The sequence below is a fragment of the Achromobacter sp. Marseille-Q4962 genome (assembly GCF_943737005.1).
In the GTDB taxonomy this organism is placed as follows: Bacteria; Pseudomonadota; Gammaproteobacteria; order Burkholderiales; family Burkholderiaceae_B; genus Achromobacter.
Map to the genome: position 1 here is coordinate 62,141 of NZ_CALSFU010000008.1, position 25,356 is coordinate 87,496.

General features: G+C 69.8%; 28 protein-coding genes. 17 read left to right on the top strand and 11 right to left on the bottom strand.

The genetic code is table 11. The annotated features are described in order from the left end of the window. Window positions 1-6 precede the first annotated feature (6 nt). The 3 genes from mmsB to NGJ44_RS08780 all read left to right on the top strand — a co-directional run bounded on the left by mmsB (window position 7) and on the right by NGJ44_RS08780 (window position 2,139). Window positions 7-891 carry a 3-hydroxyisobutyrate dehydrogenase gene (gene mmsB, locus NGJ44_RS08770; RefSeq protein WP_251863703.1) on the top strand — a complete coding sequence of 295 codons (885 nt, stop codon included), beginning with the start codon at window positions 7-9 and terminating at the stop codon, window positions 889-891. Window positions 892-978: 87 nt separating this feature from the next. Continuing rightward, the gene (locus tag NGJ44_RS08775) at window positions 979-1,407 is read left to right on the top strand and encodes a PaaI family thioesterase (RefSeq protein ID WP_251863704.1); all 429 of its coding nucleotides are present in this window, start codon (window positions 979-981) and stop codon (window positions 1,405-1,407) included. 42 nt (window positions 1,408-1,449) lie between these two features. After that, on the top strand, window positions 1,450-2,139 hold the full coding sequence (locus NGJ44_RS08780) for a VIT1/CCC1 transporter family protein (RefSeq protein ID WP_251863705.1): 690 nt from the start codon (window positions 1,450-1,452) through the stop codon (window positions 2,137-2,139). Between the two features lie 39 nt (window positions 2,140-2,178). Here NGJ44_RS08780 and ygfZ read toward each other — a convergent pair whose 3' ends face one another. Beyond that, complete coding sequence (gene ygfZ / locus NGJ44_RS08785) at window positions 2,179-3,189, bottom strand: CAF17-like 4Fe-4S cluster assembly/insertion protein YgfZ (protein WP_251863706.1); 1,011 nt, start codon at window positions 3,187-3,189, stop codon at window positions 2,179-2,181. A gap of 154 nt (window positions 3,190-3,343) precedes the next feature. On the opposite strand from ygfZ, the gene mltG reads away from it, so the two are divergent. The 11 genes from mltG (at window position 3,344) to NGJ44_RS08840 (ending at window position 13,626) form a co-directional block, all read left to right on the top strand. After that, window positions 3,344-4,360 carry an endolytic transglycosylase MltG gene (gene mltG / locus NGJ44_RS08790; protein ID WP_251863707.1) on the top strand — a complete coding sequence of 339 codons (1,017 nt, stop codon included), beginning with the start codon at window positions 3,344-3,346 and terminating at the stop codon, window positions 4,358-4,360. Next, entirely contained in the window at window positions 4,357-4,980 is a 624-nt protein-coding gene (gene tmk, locus NGJ44_RS08795) for a dTMP kinase (RefSeq protein WP_251863708.1), read from the top strand. The genes mltG and tmk overlap by 4 nt, the downstream gene beginning before the upstream one ends. Continuing rightward, the gene (gene holB, locus NGJ44_RS08800; protein ID WP_251863709.1) at window positions 4,977-6,086 is read left to right on the top strand and encodes a DNA polymerase III subunit delta'; all 1,110 of its coding nucleotides are present in this window, start codon (window positions 4,977-4,979) and stop codon (window positions 6,084-6,086) included. Before tmk ends, holB begins: the two co-directional genes overlap by 4 nt. Before the next feature lie 52 nt (window positions 6,087-6,138). Further along, window positions 6,139-6,909, top strand: coding sequence for a TatD family hydrolase (locus NGJ44_RS08805; RefSeq protein WP_251863710.1), 771 nt, complete (start codon window positions 6,139-6,141; stop codon window positions 6,907-6,909). Between the two features lie 41 nt (window positions 6,910-6,950). Next, window positions 6,951-7,835, top strand: a complete 885-nt coding sequence (locus NGJ44_RS08810; RefSeq protein ID WP_251863711.1) for an ankyrin repeat domain-containing protein — start codon at window positions 6,951-6,953, stop codon at window positions 7,833-7,835. A gap of 265 nt (window positions 7,836-8,100) precedes the next feature. Further along, window positions 8,101-8,841, top strand: coding sequence for an IclR family transcriptional regulator (locus NGJ44_RS08815; RefSeq protein ID WP_053245309.1), 741 nt, complete (start codon window positions 8,101-8,103; stop codon window positions 8,839-8,841). Window positions 8,842-8,980: 139 nt separating this feature from the next. After that, the gene (locus NGJ44_RS08820) at window positions 8,981-9,724 is read left to right on the top strand and encodes a glutamine ABC transporter substrate-binding protein (RefSeq protein WP_053245308.1); all 744 of its coding nucleotides are present in this window, start codon (window positions 8,981-8,983) and stop codon (window positions 9,722-9,724) included. Next, a complete protein-coding gene (locus NGJ44_RS08825; protein ID WP_053245307.1) occupies window positions 9,721-10,389 on the top strand; it encodes an amino acid ABC transporter permease in 669 nt (222 codons plus the stop codon). Before NGJ44_RS08820 ends, NGJ44_RS08825 begins: the two co-directional genes overlap by 4 nt. Further along, window positions 10,386-11,156 (top strand): amino acid ABC transporter ATP-binding protein, encoded by a 771-nt coding sequence (locus tag NGJ44_RS08830; RefSeq protein ID WP_152968064.1) that lies wholly within the window; start codon window positions 10,386-10,388, stop codon window positions 11,154-11,156. The genes NGJ44_RS08825 and NGJ44_RS08830 overlap by 4 nt, the downstream gene beginning before the upstream one ends. Further along, entirely contained in the window at window positions 11,153-12,094 is a 942-nt protein-coding gene (gene hutG, locus NGJ44_RS08835) for a formimidoylglutamase (RefSeq protein WP_251863712.1), read from the top strand. Before NGJ44_RS08830 ends, hutG begins: the two co-directional genes overlap by 4 nt. A 242-nt stretch (window positions 12,095-12,336) precedes the next feature. Continuing rightward, window positions 12,337-13,626, top strand: coding sequence for a Glu/Leu/Phe/Val family dehydrogenase (locus NGJ44_RS08840; RefSeq protein ID WP_053245327.1), 1,290 nt, complete (start codon window positions 12,337-12,339; stop codon window positions 13,624-13,626). Between the two features lie 130 nt (window positions 13,627-13,756). Here the strand turns inward: NGJ44_RS08840 and NGJ44_RS08845 are convergent, their stop codons facing one another. From NGJ44_RS08845 to NGJ44_RS08870, 6 genes are all read right to left on the bottom strand, one after another. Further along, window positions 13,757-14,569 (bottom strand): RsiV family protein, encoded by an 813-nt coding sequence (locus NGJ44_RS08845; protein ID WP_053246119.1) that lies wholly within the window; start codon window positions 14,567-14,569, stop codon window positions 13,757-13,759. 17 nt (window positions 14,570-14,586) lie between these two features. Then, window positions 14,587-15,363, bottom strand: coding sequence for a lipoate--protein ligase family protein (locus NGJ44_RS08850; RefSeq protein ID WP_053246120.1), 777 nt, complete (start codon window positions 15,361-15,363; stop codon window positions 14,587-14,589). Further along, window positions 15,360-15,635, bottom strand: coding sequence for a lipoate-protein ligase small subunit (gene lplB, locus NGJ44_RS08855; RefSeq protein WP_053246121.1), 276 nt, complete (start codon window positions 15,633-15,635; stop codon window positions 15,360-15,362). The genes NGJ44_RS08850 and lplB overlap by 4 nt, the downstream gene beginning before the upstream one ends. 14 nt (window positions 15,636-15,649) lie before the next feature. Next, on the bottom strand, window positions 15,650-16,120 hold the full coding sequence (locus NGJ44_RS08860) for a GNAT family N-acetyltransferase (RefSeq protein WP_251863713.1): 471 nt from the start codon (window positions 16,118-16,120) through the stop codon (window positions 15,650-15,652). Window positions 16,121-16,128: 8 nt separating this feature from the next. Further along, window positions 16,129-16,830 (bottom strand): glutathione S-transferase N-terminal domain-containing protein, encoded by a 702-nt coding sequence (locus NGJ44_RS08865; RefSeq protein ID WP_053246127.1) that lies wholly within the window; start codon window positions 16,828-16,830, stop codon window positions 16,129-16,131. 142 nt (window positions 16,831-16,972) lie between these two features. Continuing rightward, window positions 16,973-17,881, bottom strand: a complete 909-nt coding sequence (locus tag NGJ44_RS08870; protein WP_251863714.1) for a DMT family transporter — start codon at window positions 17,879-17,881, stop codon at window positions 16,973-16,975. 122 nt (window positions 17,882-18,003) lie between these two features. On the opposite strand from NGJ44_RS08870, the gene NGJ44_RS08875 reads away from it, so the two are divergent. Continuing rightward, window positions 18,004-18,471 (top strand): Lrp/AsnC family transcriptional regulator, encoded by a 468-nt coding sequence (locus NGJ44_RS08875; RefSeq protein ID WP_053246123.1) that lies wholly within the window; start codon window positions 18,004-18,006, stop codon window positions 18,469-18,471. 19 nt (window positions 18,472-18,490) lie between these two features. Here NGJ44_RS08875 and NGJ44_RS08880 read toward each other — a convergent pair whose 3' ends face one another. The 4 genes from NGJ44_RS08880 to NGJ44_RS08895 form a co-directional block, all read right to left on the bottom strand. Then, complete coding sequence (locus NGJ44_RS08880; protein ID WP_053246124.1) at window positions 18,491-18,985, bottom strand: glutathione peroxidase; 495 nt, start codon at window positions 18,983-18,985, stop codon at window positions 18,491-18,493. Window positions 18,986-19,003: 18 nt separating this feature from the next. Beyond that, complete coding sequence (locus NGJ44_RS08885; RefSeq protein ID WP_251863715.1) at window positions 19,004-20,203, bottom strand: MFS transporter; 1,200 nt, start codon at window positions 20,201-20,203, stop codon at window positions 19,004-19,006. A gap of 141 nt (window positions 20,204-20,344) precedes the next feature. After that, window positions 20,345-21,547 carry a DUF1501 domain-containing protein gene (locus NGJ44_RS08890; RefSeq protein WP_251863716.1) on the bottom strand — a complete coding sequence of 401 codons (1,203 nt, stop codon included), beginning with the start codon at window positions 21,545-21,547 and terminating at the stop codon, window positions 20,345-20,347. A 9-nt stretch (window positions 21,548-21,556) separates the two neighbouring features. Then, window positions 21,557-23,092 (bottom strand): DUF1800 domain-containing protein, encoded by a 1,536-nt coding sequence (locus NGJ44_RS08895; protein ID WP_251863717.1) that lies wholly within the window; start codon window positions 23,090-23,092, stop codon window positions 21,557-21,559. Between the two features lie 220 nt (window positions 23,093-23,312). On the opposite strand from NGJ44_RS08895, the gene NGJ44_RS08900 reads away from it, so the two are divergent. Both NGJ44_RS08900 and NGJ44_RS08905 read left to right on the top strand, forming a co-directional pair. Further along, entirely contained in the window at window positions 23,313-23,654 is a 342-nt protein-coding gene (locus NGJ44_RS08900; protein ID WP_251863718.1) for a tetratricopeptide repeat protein, read from the top strand. A 255-nt stretch (window positions 23,655-23,909) separates the two neighbouring features. Continuing rightward, window positions 23,910-25,355 carry a CoA transferase gene (locus NGJ44_RS08905; protein ID WP_251863719.1) on the top strand — a complete coding sequence of 482 codons (1,446 nt, stop codon included), beginning with the start codon at window positions 23,910-23,912 and terminating at the stop codon, window positions 25,353-25,355. Window position 25,356 lies beyond the last annotated feature (1 nt).

The following is a 25,356-nucleotide window of genomic DNA, read 5'->3' on the forward strand; positions in this document are numbered from 1 at the left end:
GACATCATGAGCACCATTGCATTCATCGGCCTGGGCAACATGGGCGCGCCGATGGCCCTCAACCTGGTCAAGGCCGGCCACGACCTGAAGGTCTACGACCTGGTGCCGGCGGCGGTCAAGACCCTCACCGACGCGGGCGCCCGTGCGGCCGCGTCGGCCGACGACGCGGTGCAGGGCGTCGATGTCGTGATTTCCATGCTGCCGGCGAGCAAGCACGTGGAGGGCCTGTATCTCGATCAGGGCCTGCTGGGCAAGATCCCGTCCAGCGCGCTGGTGATCGAGTGCAGCACCATCGCGCCCGACGCGGCGCGACGCGTCGCGGCCGCCGCCGAGGCGCGCGGCCTGGCCATGGTCGATGCCCCGGTTTCCGGCGGCACGGCGGGCGCCGCGGCCGGCACGCTCACCTTCATCGTGGGCGGCCCCGAAGCGGCGCTGGAGCGCGCCCGCCCGGTGCTCGAGAAAATGGGCAAGAACATCTTCCATGCCGGCCCGGCCGGCGCGGGCCAGGTGGCCAAGATCTGCAACAACATGCTGCTCGGCATTCTGATGGCGGGCACGTCCGAGGCGCTGGCGCTGGGCGTGGCCAACGGGCTCGACCCCAAGGTGCTGTCGGACATCATCGCCAAGAGCTCGGGCCGCAACTGGGCCACCGAGCTCTACAACCCCTGGCCGGGCGTCATGGAGCACGTGCCCGCGTCCAAGGGATATGCGGGCGGCTTCGGCGTGGACCTGATGCTCAAGGACCTGGGCCTGGCGGCCGAGGCGGCCCTGTCCACGCGCTCCTCGATTCCGCTGGGCGAGCTGGCGCGCAACCTGTACTCGCTGCACAGCGCGGGCGGCTCGGGCAGGCTCGATTTCTCCAGCATCGTCAACCTGTTCCGGAAAGAGTAAGGCCCGGACGGGCCCTGTCCGCCATCCGCCCGCGCCCGGATGGCGGTTCGTACGCGATGGCGACGGGCGAAGGGGAGGAAGACCGGCATGACGGTTTTGCAGGATGCGGCGCAGCGGGTGCGCGCGAGTTTCGAGCGGCAGTCCATCATGGCCCTGATCGGGGCGGGGCTTGGGAGGGTGGCGCCGGGCGAGGTGGAGATCGTGCTGCCGTACCGCGCCGATCTCTGCCAGCAGAACGGCTTTCTGCACGCCGGCATCTCCACGACCATCGCGGATTCGGCGGGCGGCTACGCCGCCTACAGCCTGTTCGAACCGGGCGAGGACGTGCTGTCGTCGGAGTTCAAGATGAACTTCCTGGCCCCGGCGCGCGGTTCGCGTTTCGTGGCCAGCGGCCGCGTGCTCAAGCCGGGCAAGCGGCTGTCCATCTGCCAGGTGGAGGTGCGCGCCGAAGATGAAGGCGAGTCCACGCTGTGCGTGGTAGGCTTGCTCACCGCGGTGCGTGTGACGCCGCGATGAGCGCGCGGGCGTCCTTCGCGGGCGCCGCGCGCAATCGGATCCATGCCTCCCAAAGAACATCACCGGATTTTCCGCAGCAGCTGGCTGCGCGCAGCCGTGCTGGGCGCCAACGACGGCATCGTGTCCACCGCCAGCCTCATTACGGGCGTGGCGGCCTCGCAGGTCAGCCACGGCATCATACTTACGTCGGGCCTGGCGGCGCTCGTGGCGGGCGCGCTTTCCATGGCGGCGGGCGAATACGTCTCGGTCCACTCGCAGGCTGACATCGAGGCCGCCGATCTCAAGCTGGAGCAGCGTTCCTTGCGGCGCAACTCCGTCGAGGAGCTGGACGAGCTTACCGGCATCTACGTGGAGCGCGGGCTGACGCCGGAGCTGGCCGAGCAGGTGGCCCGCCAGCTTACGCTGCACGACGCGCTGGACGCGCATGCGCGCGACGAGCTGGGCATTTCCCTTTTCAACCGGGCCCGGCCCGTGCAGGCCGCACTGGCGTCGGCGGCCTCGTTCGCGGCGGGCGCCGTGGTGCCGCTGGCCGTGGCCGCCGCCGCGCCGCTGGCCGACGTGCTGGCGTGGGTCACGGGGGCGTCGGTCGCCTGTCTGGGCGCGCTGGGGGCGCTCGCGGCGCGCGCGGGCGGCGCGCCCATGGGCCGGGCGGCCCTGCGCGTGACGGTGCTGGGCGCCCTGGCCATGGCCATCACGGCGGGCGTGGGCGCGCTCTTCGGGGTGAACGTCTAGGGCATGCCGATACGCCCGGCCGCGGCCGGGGCGGGCGGCTCAGCGCGCCTCGGGCTCGATGGCGTAGGGCAGGTCGCGGCGCGAGAGGCGCGGGCCGTCGGCCGCGCCCAGGCGCAGGTCGGCGTGCAGCGCGGAGAGCGCGATTTCGAACAGCAGCGACAGGCCGGCGCCGGCGCGGGCCGCGTCCACGACGCGCCCCACGGGTTCGCCGGGCTGGGCGGCATCGTACACGTCCTGGCCGGCGAGCGCGGCGGCGGGCGTCTCGGGCGCGCTTTCCACCAACCCGTAGGCCATGCGGCGCTTGATCGTGCCGCGGTAGTGGCTGCGGGCCACCACCTCCTGGCCGGGATAACAGCCCTTGGTGAAGCTCACGCCCTGGATCAGCTCCAGGTTCACGGTCTGCGGAATGAACACGTCCTGCGTGGCCGCGCCGATCCAGGGGATGCCGGCGGCCAGATCGCCGGCGCGCCAGGACTCGGCGGAGTCCAGGCCCAGCGCGCCGGGCAGGGCGTGCGCCGCGTCGAGCTGCTCGCCGGAGGCGATCCACCACCAGCGCAGGCGCTCGCCGGCCGCGGGGGCGGCGATCCAGGTGCCGGTGGGCAGGTCGGCGCGCTGCCAGGGCGAGCGGGGCAGCGCGCCGCCGGCGGCGGTTTCGAGCGCGGCGAGCTGGCCGGGCGCGGCCTGCACGCCGGCCGCGTGCAGCGGCGCGGCGGCCAGCTTGACCTTGGCGCGCAGCACGAACATGGACAGGCGCTTGAGCAGCGCGGGCGCGAGGTCGGCGCGCGCCAGGGCATACAGCACGGGCGCGTCGTCGGGCCCGGGCGCGGCGCGCCACATCAGCAGCGTGGCCAGCAGCCGTCCCTTGGCCGTGCAATAGCCGGCCAGGCGCGCGGCGTCTTGCGGCAGGGCGGCCACGTCCTGGGTCAATTGGCCGTGCAGGAAGGAAATCGCGTCCGCGCCGGCCGCGGCGACGACCTGGAAATCGTCCAGGGGCGAGCATTGCGCGCAACCTTCGGCGCGCGCGGGAATCGAAGCGTAAAAAGCATGCATGGCGGCAGGGAAATCGGGCACGGGCCCGGCGGTCTATCGTCAAAGCAATGATGATAGCCGGGTTGCGCCGTCCGCATGCGCATGTCCCGGTCGAAAAAAGGGCCGTGGCCGCGCCCGCGGCCGGGCCGCGCGATCCATTACACTTCCGTCTCTTATGAAGAAGCAACGACTCGGTTTTTATCTCCTCTGGGCGTCCCTGATCCTGGTGCTGGCCGCGGCCGTGCTGGCGGGCGCCGCATGGACCTGGATGCACCGGCCGCTGCACCTGGCGGCTCCCAAGGTGGATTTCGTGGTGGATCCCGGCGCGAGCCCGCGCATGGTGGCGCGCGCGCTCAACGCGGCCGGCGTGCAGGTCTGGGAGCCCGGATTCGTATGGATGGCGCGGCTGTCGGAGCGCGACAAGCTCATGAAGGCCGGCGGCTACCAGGCGCAGGAGGGCGATACGCCCTGGCGGCTGCTCGAACGCATTGCGCGCGGCGACATGTCCCAGCGCCAGATCACCTTCGTGGAAGGCTGGACCTACCGGCAGATCCGGCAGGCGCTGCGCGCCAATCCCGACGTCAGGCAGACGCTGGACGGCGTGAGCGACGAGGAGCTGATGGCCCGGCTGGGTTCGGACATCAAGCACCCCGAAGGCATGTTCTTTCCCGATACCTATGTCTTCACGCCGGGCAGCACCGACTACGAACTGCTGCGGCGCGCCTACGAAGAGGGCCAGCGCATCCTGCGCGACACCTGGGCGCAGCGCGCGCCCGACCTGCCTGTCTCCACGCCCTATGAGGCCCTGGTGCTGGCCTCCATCGTCGAGAAGGAAACCGGGCACGGCCCCGACCGCCGGCGCGTGGCGGGCGTGTTCACGAACCGCCTGCGCATCGGCATGCCGTTGCAGACCGATCCCACCGTGATCTACGGCATGGGCGAAGCCTACCAGGGCCGCATCCGCAAGCGCGACCTGCAGACCGACACGCCCTGGAATACGTATACCCGTCCGGGCCTGCCGCCCACCCCCATCGCCGCGCCCGGGCGCGCCGCGCTGCTGGCGGCGGTGCAGCCGGAGCAGCACAAGTTCCTGTATTTTGTTTCCCGGGGCAATGGCACCAGCGAGTTTTCCGTGAACCTATCCGATCACAACCGCAACGTTTCCCGCTACGTGCTGGGGCAGGACCGATGAGCGCGCGCGGACGCTTCATCACGCTCGAAGGCGTGGACGGCGCGGGCAAGAGCACGCACACCGGCTGGATCGCCGATTTCCTGCGCGCACAGGGCCTGGAAGTGGTCTCCACGCGCGAGCCCGGCGGCACGCCCCTGGGCGAAAAGCTGCGCGCGCTGGCCCTGGCCGAGCCCATGGGCCTGGACACCGAAACCCTCATCATGTTCGCCGCCCGCTGCGAGCACGTGCGGCAGGTCATCGAGCCCGCGCTGGCGCGCGGCGCCTGGGTGGTCTGCGATCGCTTTACCGATGCGACCTATGCCTACCAGGGCGGGGGGCGCGGCCTGGGCGAGGCGCGCGTGGCGGCGCTGGAAGCCTGGATGCGGGCCGGCAGGCCGGACCGGACCTGGCTCTTCGATGTGCCGCTGGACGTGGCGCGCCAGCGGCTGGCCGGCGCGCGCGAGCCCGACCGCTTCGAACGCGAGGGCGCGGCCTTCTTCGAGCGCACGCGCGCGGCCTACCACGCGCGCGCGGCCGCCGAGCCGGACCGCATCCGCATCATCGATTCCACGCGCCCGATCGCCGAGGTCCGCGCGGAACTGCAGGCCGGGCTGGAATCGCTGCTGGCGGGGCGGGAATGAGCCCGGCGGACCGTTCCCGGGGCGAATCGCGCGGCGCGCAGCACGAAGCCGCGCCGGCGAACGCTCCGCAGTTCCTGCCGTGGCAGTTGGACACCGCGCGCGCCTGGCTGGGGCAGCGCGACCGCTTCGCGCATGCCTGGCTGGTGCACGGCCTGGCGGGCATCGGCAAGCTGGACTTCGCCGTGGCCGCGGCCGCCAGCCTGCTGTGCGAAACGCCGCGGGACGGGCTGGCCTGCGGGCATTGCGCGGCCTGCGCCTGGTTCGCCAGCGGCAACCATCCCGACCTGCGGCGCATCCGGCCCGAAGCCGTGGCGCTGGAGGAAGGGGCGGCGCAGGCCGAGGCCGCCGAGGAGGCGGAGCCGGCCACGGCGGCGTCCAAGCGCGCGCCGTCCAAGGAAATCCGCATCGACCAGATCCGCGCGCTGGAATCCTGGTTCAACACCGCCACCCACCGGGGCGGCTGGCGGGTGGCGCTGCTGTATCCGGCGCAGGCGCTCAATGTGATATCGGCCAACGCCTTGCTCAAGGTGCTGGAAGAGCCGCCGCCGCATACGGTGTTCCTGCTGGTGGCCGACGCGCCTGACCGGCTGCTGCCCACGCTGGTGTCGCGCTGCCGGCGCCTGCCGCTGCCGGCTCCGGACGCCGATACTGCGCTGCGCTGGCTGCGCGAGCAGAACGTGGAGCCGGCGCGCGACTGGCTGGCCGCCGCGGGCGGCGCGCCGCTGGCCGCCCTGCGCATGGCCCAGGGAGGGCAGGCGCCGTGCCCGCCCTGGCTGTCCCAGTTGCTGGAACCCCTCGCGCAGGGGCAGGCGCCCGATGTGGGCGGCATGGCCGAATCGCTGGAAAAAGCGCCGCCCGCCGAGTGGATAGACGCCCTGCAGCGCCTGTTCACCGACCTGATGCTGGCCGCGGCGGGCCAGCCACCGCGCTATTTTCCGGGGCTGGCCGGTCTTACCGGCAAAGTGGGGACGCGCATGAATGCGGCCCGCGCGGCCGAGGCGGCGCGCTGGCTCACCCGGCAGCGCGCCCTGGCCAGCCATCCCCTGAACGGCAAGCTCTTTGCCCACGCGGCGCTGCAGCGCGTGGTGCTATCCTGCCAGGCATGAACAGGTTCCCCGCGCCCGGGCTGGCGCGGGGGGCCGCGATGCTCCAAATGCTATGTACGTCGATTCCCACTGTCATCTGAATTTTCCCGAACTGGCGGACGACCTGCCCGCCATCCTCGAGCGCATGGCCGCCAACCAGGTCACGCACGCGCTGGTCGTGAGCGTGAACATGCCGGAATGGCCCGGCCTGATCTCGCTGGTGGAGCCGCACGCCAACCTGTGGGCCTCGGTGGGTGTGCACCCGGACTACGAAGACACGCCCGATCCCTCGCCCGAGGAGCTTGCCTGCCTGTCCGGGCATCCCAAGGTGGTCGCCATCGGCGAGACCGGGCTGGACTATTACCGGCTGTCCGAGCCGCTGGACTGGCAGCGCGAGCGGTTCCGGCGCCATATCCGCGCGGCGCGCGATACCGGGCTGCCGCTCATCGTGCACACGCGCGCGTCCGCGGAAGACACGGTGCGCATGCTGCGCGAGGAGAAGGCCGCCGAGGTGGGCGGCGTCATGCACTGTTTTACCGAGAACTGGGACGTCGCCCAGGCTGCGCTGGACCAGAACTTCTACATTTCGCTTTCCGGCATCGTCACCTTCAAGAACGCCCAGGTCGTGCACGAAGTGGCCGCCAAGGTGCCGCTGGACCGCTTGCTCATCGAGACCGATTCGCCGTATCTGGCGCCGGTGCCGTACCGCGGCAAGCTGAATGATCCGTCCAAGGTGATTCACGTGGCCGAGAAGATCGCCGACCTGAAGGGAATACCCGTGGCGGACGTGGCGCGCGCGTCCACGGATAATTTCTTCAATCTTTTCAGAAAGATAAAAACATAACTTAATCCATAATATTTAAAGTAATTTCTCAGGAGTTGGCCATGACCCGCGCATCGGCGCTTTCTTTCCGCCTTCTTTCCTGCTGCCGCCGGGGCCTGCTGGCCGTGGCGCTGGCATTGGGCGGGCTGCCCGCGGCGCACGCCGCCAACGCGGCCGACTGGTGGGTGTATGTGGCCAATGACTACCCCGACGACATCCGCGAACTCCTGGCCCAGGGGGCCGACCCCAACGTGCGCTACAAAAACGGCCAGCCCGCCATCATGCGGGCGGTGGCGGACGGCGCCTGGAAGGTTTTCGACGTGCTGGCAGCCGACAAGCGCACCGATCTCAATATCGAGAACCCCGCGGGCGAAACGCCGCTGATGTACCTGGCCATCGCCGGCCAGACCGAGCGCGCGCGCCAGCTCATCGCGCGCGGCGCGCAGGTCAACCGGCTGGGATGGACGCCGCTGCACTACGCGGCCTCGAAAGGGCAACTGGGCGTGGCGAAGCTGCTTCTCGAAAAGCGCGCCTTGGTCAATGCGCCTTCGCCGGACGGGGCCACGCCGCTCATGATGGCCGCGCTCTCGGGCAGCCGCCCCATGGTGCAGTTGCTGCTGGACGCAGGCGCCGACATCACCACGCGCGACCTCAAGGGCCAGAGCGCGGCCGACTGGGCGCGCATGGGCAAGTCCACGGCGCTGGCCGATGAGCTGGCCCGGCGGATCGCCAGCGCCGATGCCGCCAAGCGCGCGCGCCGGGCGGGCGGGGCCGCCGAACCGGCCGCCGAGGCGCCTGCCGCCGCGCCTGCCGCCGCGCCTGTCGCCGAGTCCGTTCCCGCGCCTGCCGCCGCGGCGGCCGGGCCCGAGTCCGGGCCCGACCGCTCGCGGGTGCAGGGCGTGTCGGGCGTGCGGCTCAACAGCTACGACGAGCCCGCCTCGCCCTGACCGGCGCGCTCCCGCACATCGGTTTGCCGACCGCCCCCAGGGGCGGTTTTTTTTGCCGGGCAGCGCCAAGACAAAAAACGCTCCCCGGGGCAGCAAGCAACGCAGCGGGTGCGCCGAGGGTCTTTCTTGCCTCCGGCCTGCCCGGACCGGATCGGCTGATTTTCGGGGTTTTCCCTAAATATTCTCGATTAATGGGAAAATTTCATGCTCTCTACTCCATAGATTGATAATCTGCGCGCCATCAACCTGGAGCAGCTTTTTTCTTATGCGTAATCCCACCGTTGGCGCGGGGGCCGACCGCGTGCTTTACGTGCTGGCCACGCTGGCCCGGCACGATGGCCCCCTCAGCATTGCCGCGCTGGCCGAGAAGACCGGCCTGGCGCAGAGCACCCTGTACCGGCAGGTGGGGCTGCTCAAGCGCTGGGGGTTCGTGGCCGAGCACGAAGGCGAATACGGCCCGGGGCCGCTGTGCGTGCAGCTCGCCTGGGGGTTCGACCAGTCCTCATTTCTGGTGCACGAGGCGCAGCCGGACATGAACGCGCTGGCCGCGTCTTCCGGAGAAACCGTGGGGCTGCTCGTGGCCGTGAAAGACCAGGCCGTGTGCCTGGATATGGTGGAGAGCCAGCATCCGCTGCGTTGCTCCTTCGTCAAGGGGCGCGGCCTGCCGCTGGTGCGCGGCGCCTCGGCCAAGTCGCTGATGGCCTTCATGCCCGCGGCCCGGCGCCAGGCGGCCCTGGACGCCATCGCGGCCGACACCGGCGCCGATACCGAGGCGCTGGCCGCCGAACTGGACGCCATCCGGGCGCGCGGCTATGCCGTCACCGACGGCGAGGTGGACGCGGGAGTCTGGGGCGTGAGCGTGCCGGTGTTCCAGCGCGCCAACCAGGCCGTGGCCTCGATCACGCTCATGGCGCCTTCCACCCGCGCGGCGCAGCGCCCCGACGCGCTGATCGACCAGACGGTGGCGGCGGCGCGGCGCATCTCGGCCCGCCTGCAGAGCCATTGAGTCCGCCATGCCGATGCGCGCGTCCGCCCTTGTTTTCTTCCGGTCCGTCCGCGGACCGTTCCGCAGTGCCTGATGCCTTATCCATCCCGGCCTCAACCGCCCGCAACCGCCGTATCTCTTTCCTAAGGACGACTACACCATGATTACCCGCCGCAAACTGCTTACCGCTGTTGTCACCCTGGGCCTGGCCTGGGGCGCTGGAGCCGCGCATGCCCAGGAAACCCTGCGCGCGGTGACCGATGCGACCTTTCCGCCCATGGAATTCGTGAAGGATGGCAAGCGCACCGGTTTCGACATCGAGCTGGTCGAGGCCCTGGGCAAGGCCATGGGCAAGAAAATCGAGTGGATCGACATCGACTTCAAGGGCCTGATCCCCGCGCTGCAGGCCGGCCGCGCCGACATCGCCGTCTCGGCCATCTACATCACGCCGGACCGCGCCAAGGTGGTGGATTTCACCGATCCGTACTACGCGGGCGGCCTGGTCGTGCTGACCAAGAAAGACGGCCCGGTCAAGGCCATCAAAGACCTGGACGGCCGCAAGGTGTCGGTGCAGGTCGGCACCAAGTCGGTCAATTACCTGAAGGAGCACTTCCCGAAGGTGCAGCGCGTGGAAGTCGAAAAGAACCAGGAAATGTTCAACCTGGTGCAGATCGGCCGCGCCGATGCCGCCGTGACGGGCAAGCCGGCGGCCAAGCTGTTCGCCCAGAGCACGCCCGATCTCACCGTGCTGGGCGAGCAGATCACCACCGAGGACTACGGCATCGCCGTGCCCAAGAACAAGCCTGAGCTCACGCGCGAACTGAACGCCGCGCTGCAGAAGCTGAAGGCCGACGGCACTTACCAGGCCATCGTCAACAAGTGGTTCGAGGCGCCCGCGAAATGATGCTGGATTTCTCTCCCGTTTTCGCCGACTTCGACGCCCTGCTGCGGGGCGCGGCCGTCACCATCGAGGTGACGGCGGGCGCCTTGCTGCTGGGCTGCGTCATCGGCCTGCTGGTCGGCGTGGGCCGGCTCAACCCCAGGCACCGCATCATCTACAACCTGTGCAGCACGTATCTGCTGTTTTTCCGCGGCACGCCGCTGCTGGTGCAGCTGTTCATCTGGTTCTTCGGCCTGCCGCAGTTCGGCGTGACGCTGCCGGCGTTCGCCTGCGGCGTGCTGGGCCTGGGCATGTATTCGGGCGCCTACGTGTCGGAAATCGTGCGCGGCGCGATCCAGTCGGTGGACCGCGGCCAGACCGAGGCGGCGCGCTCGCTGGGCATGTCGTCCGGGCAGGCCATGCGCATCATCATCCTGCCCCAGGCGGTGGTGCGCATGATTCCGCCGCTGGGCAACGAATTCATCGCGCTGATCAAGAATTCGGCGCTGGTGTCGCTGCTCACCATCCATGACCTGATGCACGAGGGCCAGAAGATCATCAGCGTGTCGTACCGCTCGCTGGAGACGTATCTGGTGGTGGCCCTGATCTACCTGGTGCTGACGACCGTGACCATGATGATTTTGCGCAAGGTCGAACAGCGCCTGCGCGCCGGAGGGATGGTGCAATGAGCGAAGAAATGATCCGCATCCGCGGGCTGCGCAAATCGTACGGCGACCACGCCGTGCTGCGCGGCATCGATTTCGAGGTGCTGCCTTCGCAGGTGGTGGTGGTGATCGGGCCCAGCGGGTCGGGCAAGAGCACGCTGCTGCGCTGCTGCAACGGCCTGGAAGTGGCGCAGGGCGGCACCGTGGAAATCTGCGGGCAGACCCTGCAGGACAACGGCAGGCTGCTGCCCGAGGCCCAGCTCAACCAGCTGCGCATGCAGGTGGGCATGGTGTTCCAGTCGTTCAACCTGTTTCCGCACCTGTCGGTGCTGGACAACGTTACCGTGGGCCCGCGCAAGCTGCGCGGCATGGGGCGCGAGCAGGCCAATGCGCTGGCGGCCGACCTGCTGGCCAAGGTGGGGCTGAGCCAGAAGATGTCGGCCATGCCGGCCAGCCTGTCGGGCGGTCAGAAGCAGCGCGTGGCCATCGCGCGGGCGCTGGCCATGCAGCCCAAGGTCATGCTGTTCGACGAGCCCACGTCGGCGCTGGACCCGGAACTGGTGGGCGAAGTGCTGCAGGTCATGAAGCTGCTGGCGCGCGAAGGCATGACCATGATGGTGGTCACGCACGAAATGGGCTTTGCCCGCGACGTGGCAGACGTGGTGGCCGTCATGGACGGCGGCGTCATCCTGGAATCCGGCAAGCCCGAGGTCATTTTCAGTCAGCCCAGGCAGGCGCGCACGCGTGAATTCCTGCAGGCCGTGCTCAGCTCGGGGCAGGGGGCGGCATGAGCGGAGAATTCGACCGCGGCCTTTGGGCCGCGCGCGACGACAGCGCCGAACGCGGCGACACGCGCCGCCTGGCGCACATCGTGCAGCCCGCGGGCTTGCCTGAGGCAGGCGAGCCCGTGCTGTTGGGGTTCGCCAGCGACGCCGGGGTGGCCCGCAACCAGGGACGCACCGGCGCCGCCGGCGGGCCGGCCGCCATCCGGCGCTATCTGGCGGGGCTGCCCGCGCACGGCATGACGCGGTTGCTGGATGCCGGCGACGTGGCATGCGCGGGCGACGCGCTGGAAGACGCCCAGGACCGGCTGGCCGCCAGGCTGGCGGCGCTGCTGGGGCAGGGCGCGCGGCCGGTGGTGCTGGGCGGCGGCCATGAGATCGCCTGGGGCAGCTTCCAGGGGCTGGCCCGCTGGATGCAGGCCGCGGGCCAGGCCGGCCCGGTGCTCGTGCTCAACCTCGACGCCCACTTCGATTTGCGCACCGGCCGCCCCGGCAGCTCGGGTACGCCGTTCGACCAGATTGCGGCCGACTGCCAGGCGCGCGGGCAGGCGCTGCAATATGCCTGCCTGGGCGTCTCGCGCCTGTCCAATACGCCGGCGCTTTACGCGCGCGCGGCCGAAGTGGGGGCAGTGTGGCGCGAAGACCGCGAGATGCAGGAGCGGCACCTGGCCGACCGGCTGGCCGACGTGGACGCCTTGCTGGCCGACGCGGCCCACGTCTACCTGACGGTGGACCTGGACGTGCTGCCGGCCGCCGTCATGCCGGGCGTGTCCGCGCCTGCTCCCTATGGGGTGCCGCTGGCCGTGATCGAGGAGATCGTGCTGCGGGTCAAGGCGAGCGGCAAGCTCAGGCTGGCCGACCTGGCGGAATACAACCCACGCTTCGATATAGACGGGCACGGCGCGCGCGCCGCCGCCCGCCTGGCCTGGCAACTGCTCTCGGTCTGAAATCGACGGGGCGCCGCCGGAAACGCGCCCCGCAAATCGTTCCCCGCAAGGCGCTGCGCGTTTTCCTGGAGGCAGGGTCTACGCGTAGCGCCTTCTTGCGTCCGGGCGCATAGAATGGGACTGGCGATGCAGGCTCCGCCGCGGGTCCATTATTGTGTCCCTATTTAAAATATTATTTTTAAAATGGGGACGATACTGGTTTCATGGATAAAATGGCGCAACTTTGTCAGGAGAGCATGCTCATGTCTCAAACCTCCACCCACGCCTTGCCGTCTTATCTGAATGCCGACGATCTCGGCCCCTGGGGTAATTACCTGCAACAAGTCGATCGGGTCACGCCGTACCTCGGCCCGCTCGCGCGCTGGGTCGAGACCCTGAAGCGTCCCAAGCGTTCGCTCATCGTGGACGTGCCTATCGAAATGGACGACGGCAGCATCGCCCACTTCGAGGGCTACCGCGTGCAGCACAACACCTCGCGCGGTCCGGGCAAGGGCGGCGTGCGCTTCCACCAGGATGTGACCCTCTCCGAAGTCATGGCGCTGGCGGCGTGGATGTCCATCAAGAACGCGGCGGTCAACCTGCCGTACGGCGGCGCCAAGGGCGGCATCCGCGTCGATCCCCGCAAGCTTTCCATGGCCGAGCTGGAGCGCGTGACCCGCCGCTACACTTCCGAAATCGGCGTCATCATCGGCCCGGCCAAGGACATTCCCGCGCCCGACGTCAACACCAACGCCCAGGTCATGGCGTGGATGATGGACACCTACTCCATGAACGAAGGCGCCACCGCCACCGGCGTCGTCACCGGCAAGCCGATCGCGCTGGGCGGCAGCCTGGGCCGCGTGGAAGCCACCGGCCGGGGCGTGTTCGTGGTGGCTTGCGAAGCCGCGCGCGACCTGAACATCGACGTGGCCGGCGCCCGCGTGGTGGTGCAGGGCTTCGGCAACGTGGGCGGCACCGCCGGACGGCTGTTCCACGAGGCCGGCGCCAAGGTGATCGCCGTGCAGGACCACACCGGCACCGTGCACAACGCCAACGGACTGGACGTGCACAAGCTGCTGGCCTACGTGGCGCAGCATGGCGGCGTGGGCGGTTTCTCCGGCGGCGAAGCCATGGACAAGCAGGAATTCTGGACGCTGGAAACCGAGTTCCTCATCCCGGCTGCCCTGGAAAGCCAGATCACCGCCGAGAATGCGCCCAAGGTGCGCGCCCGCATCGTGGTCGAAGGCGCCAACGGCCCCACCACGCCCGAAGCGGACGACATCCTGTTCGAGCACGGCGTGTACGTGGTGCCCGACGTGCTGGCCAACGCCGGCGGCGTGACCGTGTCGTACTTCGAATGGGTGCAGGACTTCTCCAGCTTCTTCTGGAGCGAAGAGGAAATCAACGTGCGCCTGGAGCGCATCATGCGCGAAGCCTACGCCGCCGTGTCGCAGGTGGCGCGCGAGCACAAGGTGACCCTGCGCACCGCCGCGTTCATCGTGGCTTGCACGCGCATCCTGCAGGCTCGCCAGGTGCGCGGCCTGTATCCCTGATCCGCTTCCCGCGGCCGGGCGCCCGCTTCGGGCGGGCCGCCCGGGACAGGAAAAGCCCGCCCATGGGGCGGCGCCGTCGGGCCGGCCCCGCGGCGCCCGCGCCGGGCGGGCTTGTTTTATCGGCGGTTGCTCAGGAGGCCGGCAGCAGGGCCGGCTTGAGTATGCCGCGCAGTTCGGCGTAGGGCAGGGTGAGCTCGGGCTCGCCGTGCGAGTAGGGCGCGATGGAGTAGGCGTTGTACTTCACCACCATGCCCTCGCGGGTGAGCGCGAAGTTGTCGCTTTCCTGGAACGGCCACATCTTGTCGTAGGCGGCCGGGTCGCGCTGGGCGTCGGGATTCTGCGCCAGCCATTTGGCGTGCGCGCGCCGCAGGGCTTCGACATACTGCGGATGCCGGCCCGGGATGAGCGCCTCTTCCAGGCTCATGACCCGGCCCCGGCTGCGTTCCCAGTTCAGGTACTGGGTGGCCGGAATGCCGTGGGCCGCGCCGGTGATGAACTGCTCGGTATGCAGCTCGATGGCGATGATGTCGCCCACCGTGTCCTTGACGCGGGCCTTGAAATAGGTGGCGTCGCGCGCGCGCGCGACGGTCCAGAAATAGCGCGTATATTCCGACAGCGTGTCGTAGGGGCCGCGCCGGTTGGCGTCGGTGCCGGTCATGTAGGCCAGCACGTGATCCACCAGGGCAGTGAGTTTCGGAATGCCCGGAAACGCCACGCTGTCGATTTCGATGCGGGGGCAGTCGCCTTCGCAGCCCGGCTTGGCGCCCGACCATTCGATGCGCTGCACATCCAGGTCGCCCACGGATCGGGGCGTGGCGGCCGCGTCGGCGGGCGAAGCCAGGGTGATGTTGGCGGGCGGCGAGCTGCCGCAACCCGCCAGGGCGAGCAGCGTCGCGGCAAGCAGCAGGCGCGGCGCGCTGGCCGGCGAGCAGAGGGAACGCATCGGAAAACCTCCAGAAATCAAGGCACCGTCGCCGTCCATTCGACGGTGGAGAACTTCTCGTCGGCCTGGGCCTGGGCTTTGGCCAGCGTGCCGGCGCCGATCTCGCCCGGCGTCAGCCGGTGCATGCCCGCGAAGGTGTCGACCATGCGCTGGATGATGGTTTCGCGCGGCAGCCCGGTCTGGGTGCGCAGCGGATCCACCCGCTTCTTGGCGCTCGTAGTGCCCTTGTCCGACAGTTTCTCGCGCCCTATGCGCAAGACCTGCACCATTTTATCGGCGTCGATGTCATAAGACATGGTGACGTGGTGCAGCACCGCGCCGCCGCGGCGGGCCTGGGCCGCCCCGCCGATCTTGCCGGCCTCGGAAGCGATGTCGTTCAGGGGCTGGTACCACGCCTTGATGCCGAGATCCTTCAGCGCCTGCAGCACCCACGCGTCCAGGAATTCGTAGGACTCCTGGAAGCTCATGCCGTGCACCAGGGCTTGCGGCACGCTCAACGAATAAGTGATGGTGTTGCCCGGCTCCACGAACATGGCGCCGCCGCCGCTTACGCGGCGCACCACCGTGATGCCGTGGCGGCGCGCGCCCTCGGGGTCGACTTCGTTCTTGAGCGATTGGAAGCGGCCGATGACCACCGCGGGGGCGGCCCACTCCCAGATGCGCAGCGTGGGCGGGCGCAGCCCCGCGCCCACCTCGTCGGTGATCACAGCGTCCAGCGCCATGTGCAAGGCGGGCATCTGCGGGCCTTCGTGGATGAGCTGCCAGTCGTAGTCGTTCCAGTCGGTGCGCGTCATGCCAGCGCCCTCCGCAGGGCCACCGCGACAGCCTCGGCCGAGAAGCCGAACATTTCGGCCTCCGTGGGCAGGGACGACTGCACGGCCAGCGCCAGTTCGAGTTCGCCGGCGTCGGCCGGCATGCCGGTCAGGCCGCGGTTGATGGCGTCCAGGGCCTCGGGCGGCTCCAGGAAGAAATCGCCGCTGATGCGCACCTCGGCCAGGCGGCCGTCGCGCAGTTCCACGTCCGCGACGACGAGCTTGCCGCCGGGGACTTTGTATTCGCCATGCATGGGCGCTCCTTGGATCAAAGGTCGAGGCTGAGCTTCATGCCGTCGTGGGTGGCCTCGAAGCCCAGGCTTTCGTAAAAACGGCGCGCGTCGGGGCGGGCGCGGTCGGTCGTGAGCTGGACCAGGCCGCAGCCCTGGCGGCGGCACTGGCCGATGGCCCATTCGAACATGGCGCGGCCCAGCCCCTGGCCGCGCGCCGCCGCGGCGATCCGCACGCTTTCGATCTGGCCGCGCCACATGCCTTGCCGCGACAGGCCGGGGATGAACGTCAGCTGCAGGCAGCCCACCGGCTCGCCGCCGCGTTCGGCCACGGCCAGGAACTGGTTGGCGTCGTGTTCGATAGCCGCGAAAGCCGCAGTGTAGCGGGGGTTGGGAGGCAGCGCGGGGTCTTCGCGCGCGGACCCGAGCGCGTCGTCGGCCAGCATGGCGATGATGGCCGGCAGATCGCCGATGCGGGCGCGGCGGAACGTCAGCGGCGCAGCGGTCATGGCGGGCCTCAGCGCTGCGTGCTTTGCGCGGTCTGGCCAAACAGGATGCGGCGCGATTCCTCGTCGCTCACGGAGGGCGCGGTGTTGATGGTGTCGGCCAGCGCGTAGGCGCGCTGCGTGGCCGGCCGCGCGGCAATCGCCTCGAACCAGCGCCTGAGGTGGGGGAAGTCGTTCAGGTCCTGGCCCTGGCGCTTGTGGGGCACGATCCAGGGGTAGGCCGCCATGTCGGCGATGGAGTACTCGCCCGCCACGAATTCGCGGTCGGCCAGGCGCTTGTCGAGCACGCCGTACAGCCGGTTGGTTTCCTTGACGTAGCGCTCCGTGGCGTAGGGAATGCGCTCGGGCGCGTACTGCGAGAAATGGTGGTTCTGGCCGGCCATGGGGCCCAGGCCGCCCATCTGCCAGAACAGCCATTGCAGCACGTCGGCGCGCCCGCGCAGATCCCGCGGCAGGAAGCGGCCGGTTTTCTCGGCCAGGTACAGCAGGATGGCGCCGGACTCGAACAGCGAGAGCGGGCCGCCGCCATCGGCGGGCGACTGGTCCACGATGGCGGGAATGCGGTTGTTGGGCGAGATCGCCAGGAATTCGGGCTTGAACTGGTCGCCCTTGCTGATGTTGACGGGGTGAATCTTGTAAGGCAGGCCGGTTTCTTCGAGGAACAGCGTGATCTTGTGGCCGTTGGGGGTGGTCCAGTAGTAGAGATCGATCATGGAGGCTTCCTGGGTGGCGGAAACGGCGCCCGGCCCTTCGCGGGCCGGGCGGGCTGGCCGCCCATGATAGCGGCTCAGGCCGAGCGCGGCCCCGAATACCCGGGGCCGCGGCGCGGGTTTGCGCGTCTGGCGGCAATCCATCCTAAGCGCAGCCGCCGCCCGCGCCCAGCGCCCGCGCGCGCCGCGGCAGCCGCCAGCCCAGGCTCACGCCCGCGGCGGCCAGGAAGATCATCGCCACCCCGCCGACCTGCGCCAGGTTCATGCGGTGGCCGTACACCGCGAAATCCAGCACGATGGCGACGGCCGGGTAGATGAAGCTGAGCGCCGCCGTGGAGGTGGTGGGCAGCTTCTGGATGGCCGAGTACATCAGGATGTACATCAGGCAGGTGTGCACCAGCCCCAGTGCGACCAGGCAGGCCCATTGCGAGGGCGCGGCGGGCAGGGCGTGGAAGTCGGCCATGGGCAGCAGCATGGCCGCGCCCAGCGTCACCTGCGTCAGGGCCAGCACCTGCGGCGGGATGTGCTTGAGGTGCTTCACGATGACGGCCGCGGCGGCATAGAGCGCGGCGGCCCCCAGGCCCAGCATCAGGCCCGCCAGATAGCCCTGCGGCGCGCTCAATGCCCAGGGACGCAGCACCAGCAGCAGCCCGGCGAACGCCAGCACCGACCAGGCCAGCTTGCCGCGCGACGGGCGCTCGCCCAGCAGCAGCGCGCCCAGGCCGATGAGGAAGAACGGCTGGACGTTGTAGACGGCGGTGGACAGCGAGATGGAGGCCAGCCGGTAGGCCGAGAACAGCAGCACCCAGTTGAGCACCAGCGCGGCGCCGGCGGCCAGCGCCAGGCCCAGCGTGCGCGCGGTGTACAGCCCGGGCCGCAGCAGGCCGCGCGCCGCGCAATAGGCCGCCAGCGAGAGCGAGCCGAAGAGGCAGCGGAAGAACACCACGTTCCAGGCGCTCTGGCCGGATTCCAGCACGAAGACGCCCAGGGTGCCGGACAGGGTCATCGCGGCGGCCATCTGCCAGAGGCCGCCGCGTTCGGACGGGATAGGCATGTCGTTTCTCCTGGCCCGGCATGACCGGGCATTTCATGGAGAAATTATTCCAGGCGGATCCGGCCGGACATATGATGAGAAATCGAAGATTTCGACCAAATGCCTTTTTTGGAGGGATATTTATGCCGGAAAACCTTAGAAACGAAAATCCCGTCCTGGATGGCATCGACCGCCGGCTGGTGGAACTGCTGACGGCCAACGCGCGCACGACCACGGCCGATCTCGCGCGCCAGGTGGGCATGTCCGCGCCCAGCGTGGCCGACCGCTTGCGGCGGCTGGAGGAATCGGGCGTGATCCGGGGCTACACGCTGGACGTGGACCCGCAGGCGCTGGGCTACACGCTGGCGGCCATCGTGCGCATCCGGCCGCTGCCCGGCCAGCTCAAGCGGGTGGAAGGCCTGATCCGCGAGATCGAGGAATTCGTGGAGTGCGACAAGGTCACCGGCGACGACTGCTTCATCGCGCGCATGGCGCTGCGTTCTATCGGCCACCTGGACGGCATCCTGGACAGGCTGAGCGAACACGCCGAAACCAATACCGCCATCGTCAAGGACCACACCGTGCGGCGGCGCCTGCCGCCGCTGCGCTGAGCGCAAGCCGGCCGCCGGCTCAGGGCGCGGGCGCGGCCAGGGCCTGGGCGATGTCGTCGCGCAGGCTGTCGGGCGCGTCGGTGGGCGCATAGCGCTTGATCACCTGGCCGTCGCGCCCCACCAGGAACTTGGTGAAGTTCCACTTGATGCCCTCGGTGCCGAACACGCCGGGCTGTTGCGACTTGAGCCAGCGGTACAGCGGGTGCGCCTGCTCGCCGTTGACCTCGATCTTGGCAAAGAGCGGAAACGTGATGTCGTACTGCGTGGTGCAGAAATTGCGGATCTCGGCTTCGTCGCCCGGCTCCTGGCGGCCGAACTGGTCGCACGGGAAGCCCAGCACGGTGAGGCCGTCTTCGCGGTACGAACGGTACAGATCTTCCAGGCCGGAGTACTGCGGCGTGAAACCGCACTTGGAGGCCACGTTCACCACCAGCAGCACGCGGCCGCGGTAGGTGTCGAGGGATTGTTCCGCGCCGTCGATGGTGCGGGCGGAGAAATCGTAGATCGTGCTCATGAGGCTCCTCGGGGCGTATCAGGCATCCGAGCGCGACGGCGTCAGCGCGGAGGATGGCGTAGGCAGTGTAGCGCCACGCCGGCCGTGGCGGCGCGTGCCCCAGGAGGCCAGCAGCAGCACGGCGGCCGTCATGGCCGCGGACAGCCACGGCAGCCCGGTCAGGGGCAGGCCGTGGCCCAGCGCCACGCTGCCCAGGCCGGCGCCGCAGGCATTGCCCAGGTTGAACGCGCCCTGGTTGAGGGTGGAAGCCAGGTTGGGGGCGTCGGCCGCCTGGTCCACGATCAGCGTCTGCAGCAGGGGCACCACGGCAAAGCCCAGCACGCCCCAGACGAAGGTAACCGTCAGCATGGGCGCGAGCGCGTGCGACGCCCCGGGCAGCACGGCGAACACCGCCAGCAGCCCCGCGAAAACCCGGCGCAGCGAGGTTTCGAGGCTGCGATCGCCCAGCTTGCCGCCCAGGGTGCTGCCTACCGTGAGCGCCACCCCGAACAGCAGCAGCACGCCGGTGATGCCGCGCTCGGAAACGCCGGTTACTTCGCGCAGCAGCGGGGCGATGTAGGTCAGCACGCAGAAGAGGGCCGCCGACGCCAGCACGCTGGCGGCCAGCGGCCACAGCACGCGCACGTCTTTCAGCACCCGGAATTCGCGCAGGATGTTGCCGGGCTGCATGGGGATGCGGCCGGGAATCCAGGCCGCCAGGGCCGCGACGGCGGCCATGCCGATGCCGCTCACCACCCAGAACGTGGACCGCCAGCCGGCGGCCTGCCCGAGCGCGGTGCCCAGCGGCACGCCCAGCACGTTGGCCAGCGTGAGGCCGGTGAACATGAGGGCGATGGCGCTGGAGCGCTGATGGCGCGGCACCAGATCGGCCGCCACCACGGCCCCGATGCCGAAGAACGCGCCGTGGCAGAACGCCGTGAAGACGCGCGCGGCCATCAGCAGCCCGTAGCCGGGCGCCAGCGCACAGAGCAGGTTGCCCAGCACGAAGGTGCTGGCCAGCCCGATCAGCGTGGCCTTGCGCGGCAGGCGCGCCGTGACGATGGCCATGATGGGGGCGCCGATCACCACGCCCATGGCGTAGCCGGTGATCAGCAAGCCGGCGATGTCGATCGAGATGTGGAGGTCGGCCGCCACATTGGGCAGCAGGCCCATGATGACGAATTCGCTCGTGCCGATGCCGAAAGCGGCGGCGGCCAGCGCAATGAGGTGCAGGGGCATGGGAGAGGGCGCAGCGGGAGGCGCCGGCGAAAAAGACAGCGCGGCGCGAAGGAAAAAAACGCCCGCCATTCTAGGGCAGGCGCGCAGGCGGCCCCCGCAAGCCCCTGCCGTCGACCAGGGTATACCCTGATGCCGGCCGGCTTACACCAGGCCCAGATCGGCCGGCGTCACCCCGGGAAACACCTGGGCGAGCCGCGAGCGGTCCAGCCCGTACAGCCGCGAGAACAGGCCGGCGAACACGGCGCGGTATTCGTTGAGCACCGGGTAATCGCGGTCCTGAAAGAGGGTGTCGCGGCGCACCGCCACCTGCCGGCCCGCGATGCGTCCGCCCCGCACCTGGCCTCCCAGCACCCAGTACACCGTGCCGTGGCCGTGGTCCGTGCCTTTGTTGCCATTCTCGCGGAAGGTGCGGCCGAATTCGCTGATGACGACCACGGTCGTCTGGTTCCAGGCCGCGCCCATGCCGTCTGCATAAGCGGCCAGCGCGCGGCCGAGCTGGCCCAGCCGGTTGGCGAGCAGCCCCGAGGCGGCGCCCTGGCCGACGTGGGTGTCCCAGCCGCCCACGTCCACGAAGCCCAGGTTGTAGCTGCCGCTCATGAAGCGCGCGATGCGCCGGGCCTCCTGCTCGAGCCTGTCGGCCGAAACCGCGTTGCCGTTGGCCGCCTGCATCTCGGCCTGCAGGTTTGCCTGCGCGGCGCTCATGATGCGCTGGCCCTCGCTGACCGACGCGGCCAGGTCGGTGCCCCGGTACATGGCGGCGATGGCGGCGCTGTCCTGCTCGCGCAGGCGCGACTTGCCGGCCGCGCCGCCGAGGTCGATATTGGGCACCCGGTCCGGGCCGCGGAAGATCTGCGGCACATCCGAGGTGAAGGCCGCCGGGCTGGCGCGCTGGCCGCCGAGCGCCACGGCCAGCCGGTTGAGGAAGCCCGAGCGGTAATCGCCATCGGCGCCCTTGGCCGCGCCCTGGCCCAGCTCGATCCGGTTCTGGGTGTCGAAATGGCTGCGGCTGGTGTCGCCGGTGCCCGCGAAAGGCACGAAGGCGAGCTGGCGCTTGCGGTAGAAGGGCAGCAGGCTTTCGGCCAGCGCCGGATGCAGGGCCCAGCCGTCGGCCAGCGGCAGCGCGGCCTGCGCGCCGGAGCCGGGCCGCGCGATGGCAATGTGCGGACGCGATTCGTAATAGAAATCGCTGTCCGCCGGCACCAGCAGGCTGGCGGCATCGTAGGCGCCCCGCATGAAAACGACGAGCAGCCGGTTGCCGCCGGCGGCGGGCGCGGCATAGAGGCGGCCGGCGCCCAGCGCGAGCGGAGCGGCGGCCAGGGTCTTGAGCAGTTGTCGGCGATCCATGAAAACTCCTCAGCGCCGCATGAATTCGGGCGAGGCCAGCAGGTAGGTGTTGGCGTCGCGAGGATTGCGGGCGCTTTCGATGGCCTGTCGCGTGGCGGACGAGAGCCCGGTGAACAGGCCGCTTCGCGCGTCGGCCTCGAGCAGGTCGGGCAGGCGGACGGGCTCGGGCGCTTCGTTCTTGTTCTTGCGGTAGAACGCGGCCGGCGCGGCGGCGATGGCGCGGGCGGCCTCGAAACGCGCCGTCATCTGGCCCGATCCCGACCAGTCCGATTGCGACAGCGGGTAGCCGTCGGGCGTGAGGCGCAGATTGAGCGGCTGGCCCAGGCGGCGCAGCAGCGCCAGCCCGGGCCGCGGGTTGACGATGGGCGGCAGGCCGGCATAGGCCAGGCGCAGCGACGAATACACATAATGCACCGGATCCTTGAAAACTCCCTTTTCGAGCGACTGCGCGAACTCGGGCGAGCGGAACAGCGCCTCCAGCGTGGCGGCGATGTCGCCGTCCGTTTCCTGGAAGCGGCGGGCCATGCGCGCGATGGCGGCGTCGGGCGGGGCATCGCCCATGAAGAACTGCGCCAGCTTGGCGCTGATATGCCGCGCGGTGGCGGGATGGCGGGCCAGCATGTCTACCGCCTGGTCCACTTCGGCCATGCCCGCGCCGGCGATCCGGCGTCCGAGAAAGCGCTTCTCGCCATAGTCGTGGCGGGCCGGGTTGAACAGGAACAGTCCGTCTTGGACCACTTGCGCGCGCAGCGCAGGCTTGACGCGGGGCGGCTCCCCGCTGGTGTTCACACCCAGGCCGGTGAGTATGCGCGCCAGTTCCTGCACGTCGGTCTGCGTGTAGCCTCCCTTGACGCCCAGCGTATGCAGCTCCATGAGCTCGCGCGCGTAGTTTTCGTTGATGTGCCCCGCGGTGTTGCGCGTGTTGTCCAGGTAGACCAGCATGGCCGGCGAGCGCAGCGTGGCGGCCAGCAGGTCGCGGAACTTGCCCAGCGCATGCGGGCGTATCGCGCGGTCTTCGTACTGGTCGATATAGGTGCCGATATCGCTCTTGTTGGCGTAGACGTTGAAATGGTTCATCCAGAACCAGGTCATCTGCTCCTGGAGCTGGTTGGGCGCATACACGGCGCGCAGCAGCGCCCGGCTCGCGGTGGCCTCGGCGCGCTCGCGCGAGACGAGGCGCGCCTGGCGCTGGATCTGCTGCGCGGCGGCGGGCGGCTTGTCTTTCGCCTCGCGCCGCATGGCCTGCTGCCGGGCCAGCGCCTGCGCCGCGCTCTCGCGCGCGATGGGCAGGGCGTCGATGCTGGCCTGCACGTCGGGCGGCAGCGCGGCTTTCGGGTCGGGGCGCAGTTGCGCCTGCAGATAGCGTTCGGGCCCCAGCTCGCGCAGGCGGGCCAGTTCGGCGGGCGTGGCGCCCCAGGTGAGGCGGTTGACGAGCGCCGCATCGCGCGGCGACGCGGCGGGAGCGGCGGGAGGCTGGGACTGCGCCGCCAGGGGCAGCAGCATCAGGGGCGCAAGGCACAGCGACAGCAGGCGCGGGTACGGCATGAAACGGGCACCTTTATTGGACTCGACTAGCGTGGGACAGGATAATCGGCCGGCCGCTCCCGGCGCGGCGCCGCTTGAAACGCGAGGAAACGGATCGTTTGCGAAAGCGCGCAATCCGCGGCGCCGGCAGGGCCATGGCAGCGCCCGCCGCGAGCCCGGCCTATGATGCAGGCAGGCGCCACGCGCCCGCTGGGCGTATCGGCTTTCTCGGGAGAAGACCTTGCAGGGAATGACGGAACGGCTCGAAGCCATGCTGGCCCAGGGCACGGACAACATGTTGTTGCGATTTTCGCTGGGCAAGGCCTATGCCGAGCAGGAGCGCCACGAGCAGGCCCAGGCGCATCTGCGCGCCGCGCTGGCTTTCGACCCCGGCTACTCGGTGGCCTGGAAATGGCTGGGCAAGGCCTGCCTGGGCGCCGGCGATGTCCAGGGCGCGCGCGCGGCCTGGGAATCCGGCTTGCAAGCCGCGCAGGCGCGCGGCGACCAGCAGGTCGTCAAGGAAATCCAGGTCTTTCTCAAGCGCCTGGACAAGCAGGCCGCCACGCGCGGCGAGGGCAGCTAGGCAAGACGCGCCCGACCGGGCCCGGGCATGGAAGCCGATGTAAAAACTAAGAGCAGATGTGTCTGGCGGCGTGCCTGGGCATCCGGCCTGCCGAGGGCGCGCCAGGATGCTTCATGCGGCGGCGGATGCGTCCGCGGAGCGTGCGGCGCGGCCCGCGCGGTCCGTCAAACCGTGAAACACGCTGGCCCGGCCGGCGTATTGACGCGGCCTGGGGGCGGGCATGTAATCGGACCAACAATCAACAAGATCGATACCATGGGACATCTGATGGACTTCCGCCCGTCCGCGCTGCAAGGACGCACTTGCGCCGGCCTGTCGCCGCAACAGGTCCTGCAGGGATTGTGGCGTCTCGCTGACCTGCCGGGCGAAGCGCTCGATTTCGTGGACCTGCCCGGCGCCGAGCCGGTGCTGCCTTCTTCCTTCGCGGTGGGCACCGCGGCGCAGGCCAGCATCGCGGCGGCGGCGCTGGCGGCGGCCGAACTGCGCCACCTGCGCGGCGGGCCGCGCCAGCGGGTGTCCGTGGACATGCTGCACGCCGCGCAGGAATGCCGCAGCTATTTCAAGATCAACGGCATCATCCCCAATCCGTGGGATCCGATCACCGGCGTGTATCCTTGCGCCGACGGCTGGGTGCGCATCCATGCCAATTTCGCGCATCATCGCGACGGCGCGCTGGCCTTGCTGGGCTGCCCGCCCGGCGAAGGCACCAAACGCGAAGCGGTGGAACGCGCCCTGCAGCGCTGGCGCGCCGCCGATTTCGAGCAGGTGGCGGCCGACGCCGGCATGGTGGCCGCGGCCATGCGCAGCTTCGATGAATGGGACCGCCACCCGCAGGGCCAGGCGGTGGCCAGGCAACCGCTCTTTACCATCGAGCGCATCGGCGAGGCCGATCCCCGGCCGCTGCCCAAGTACGCGCCCGACGCCCGGCCGCTGAAGGACATCCGCGTGCTCGACCTCACGCGCATCATCGCGGGCCCGGTCTGCGGCCGCGCGCTGGCGGCCTACGGCGCCGACGTGATGCTGGTCAATTCGCCGCTGCTGCCCAACATCGACAACATCATCGACACCAGCCGAGGCAAGCTCTCGGTGCTGGCCGACCTGGACACCGCCGACGGCCGCATCGCCCTGGGCAACCTGCTGCGCACGGCCCACGTGTTCGTGCAGGGATATCGGCCCGGCGGGCTCGCGGCGCTGGGCTTCGGCCCCGAAGACGCCGCGCGCATCCGGCCCGGCATCGTCTATGTGTCGCTGTCGGCCTACGGTACGCAAGGGCCCTGGGCCGGGCGGCGCGGCTTCGACTCGCTGGTGCAGACGGCCACCGGCTTCAACCACGCCGAGGCCGAGGCCGCGGGCCAGGCCGCGCCCAAGCCCATGCCGGTACAGATTCTGGACCATGCCTCGGGCTATCTGATGGCGTTCGGCGCGCAGGTGGCCCTGGCGCGCCAGGCCACCGAAGGCGGAAGCTGGCACGTCCGCGTTTCGCTGGCGCAGACCGCCCATTGGCTGCGCGGCCTGGGCCGCGTCGAGGGCGGGTTGTCCTGTCCCATGCCGGGTTTCGACGGGTTGCTGGAAACCGGGCCTTCCGGTTTCGGCGAGCTCGAGGCCGTGCGGCACGCCGCGCAGTTCGCGGACACGCCGGCGCGCTGGACCCGTCCGTCGTGCCCGCCGGGCACGCATCCGCCCGTCTGGCCTTTTGCGTAAA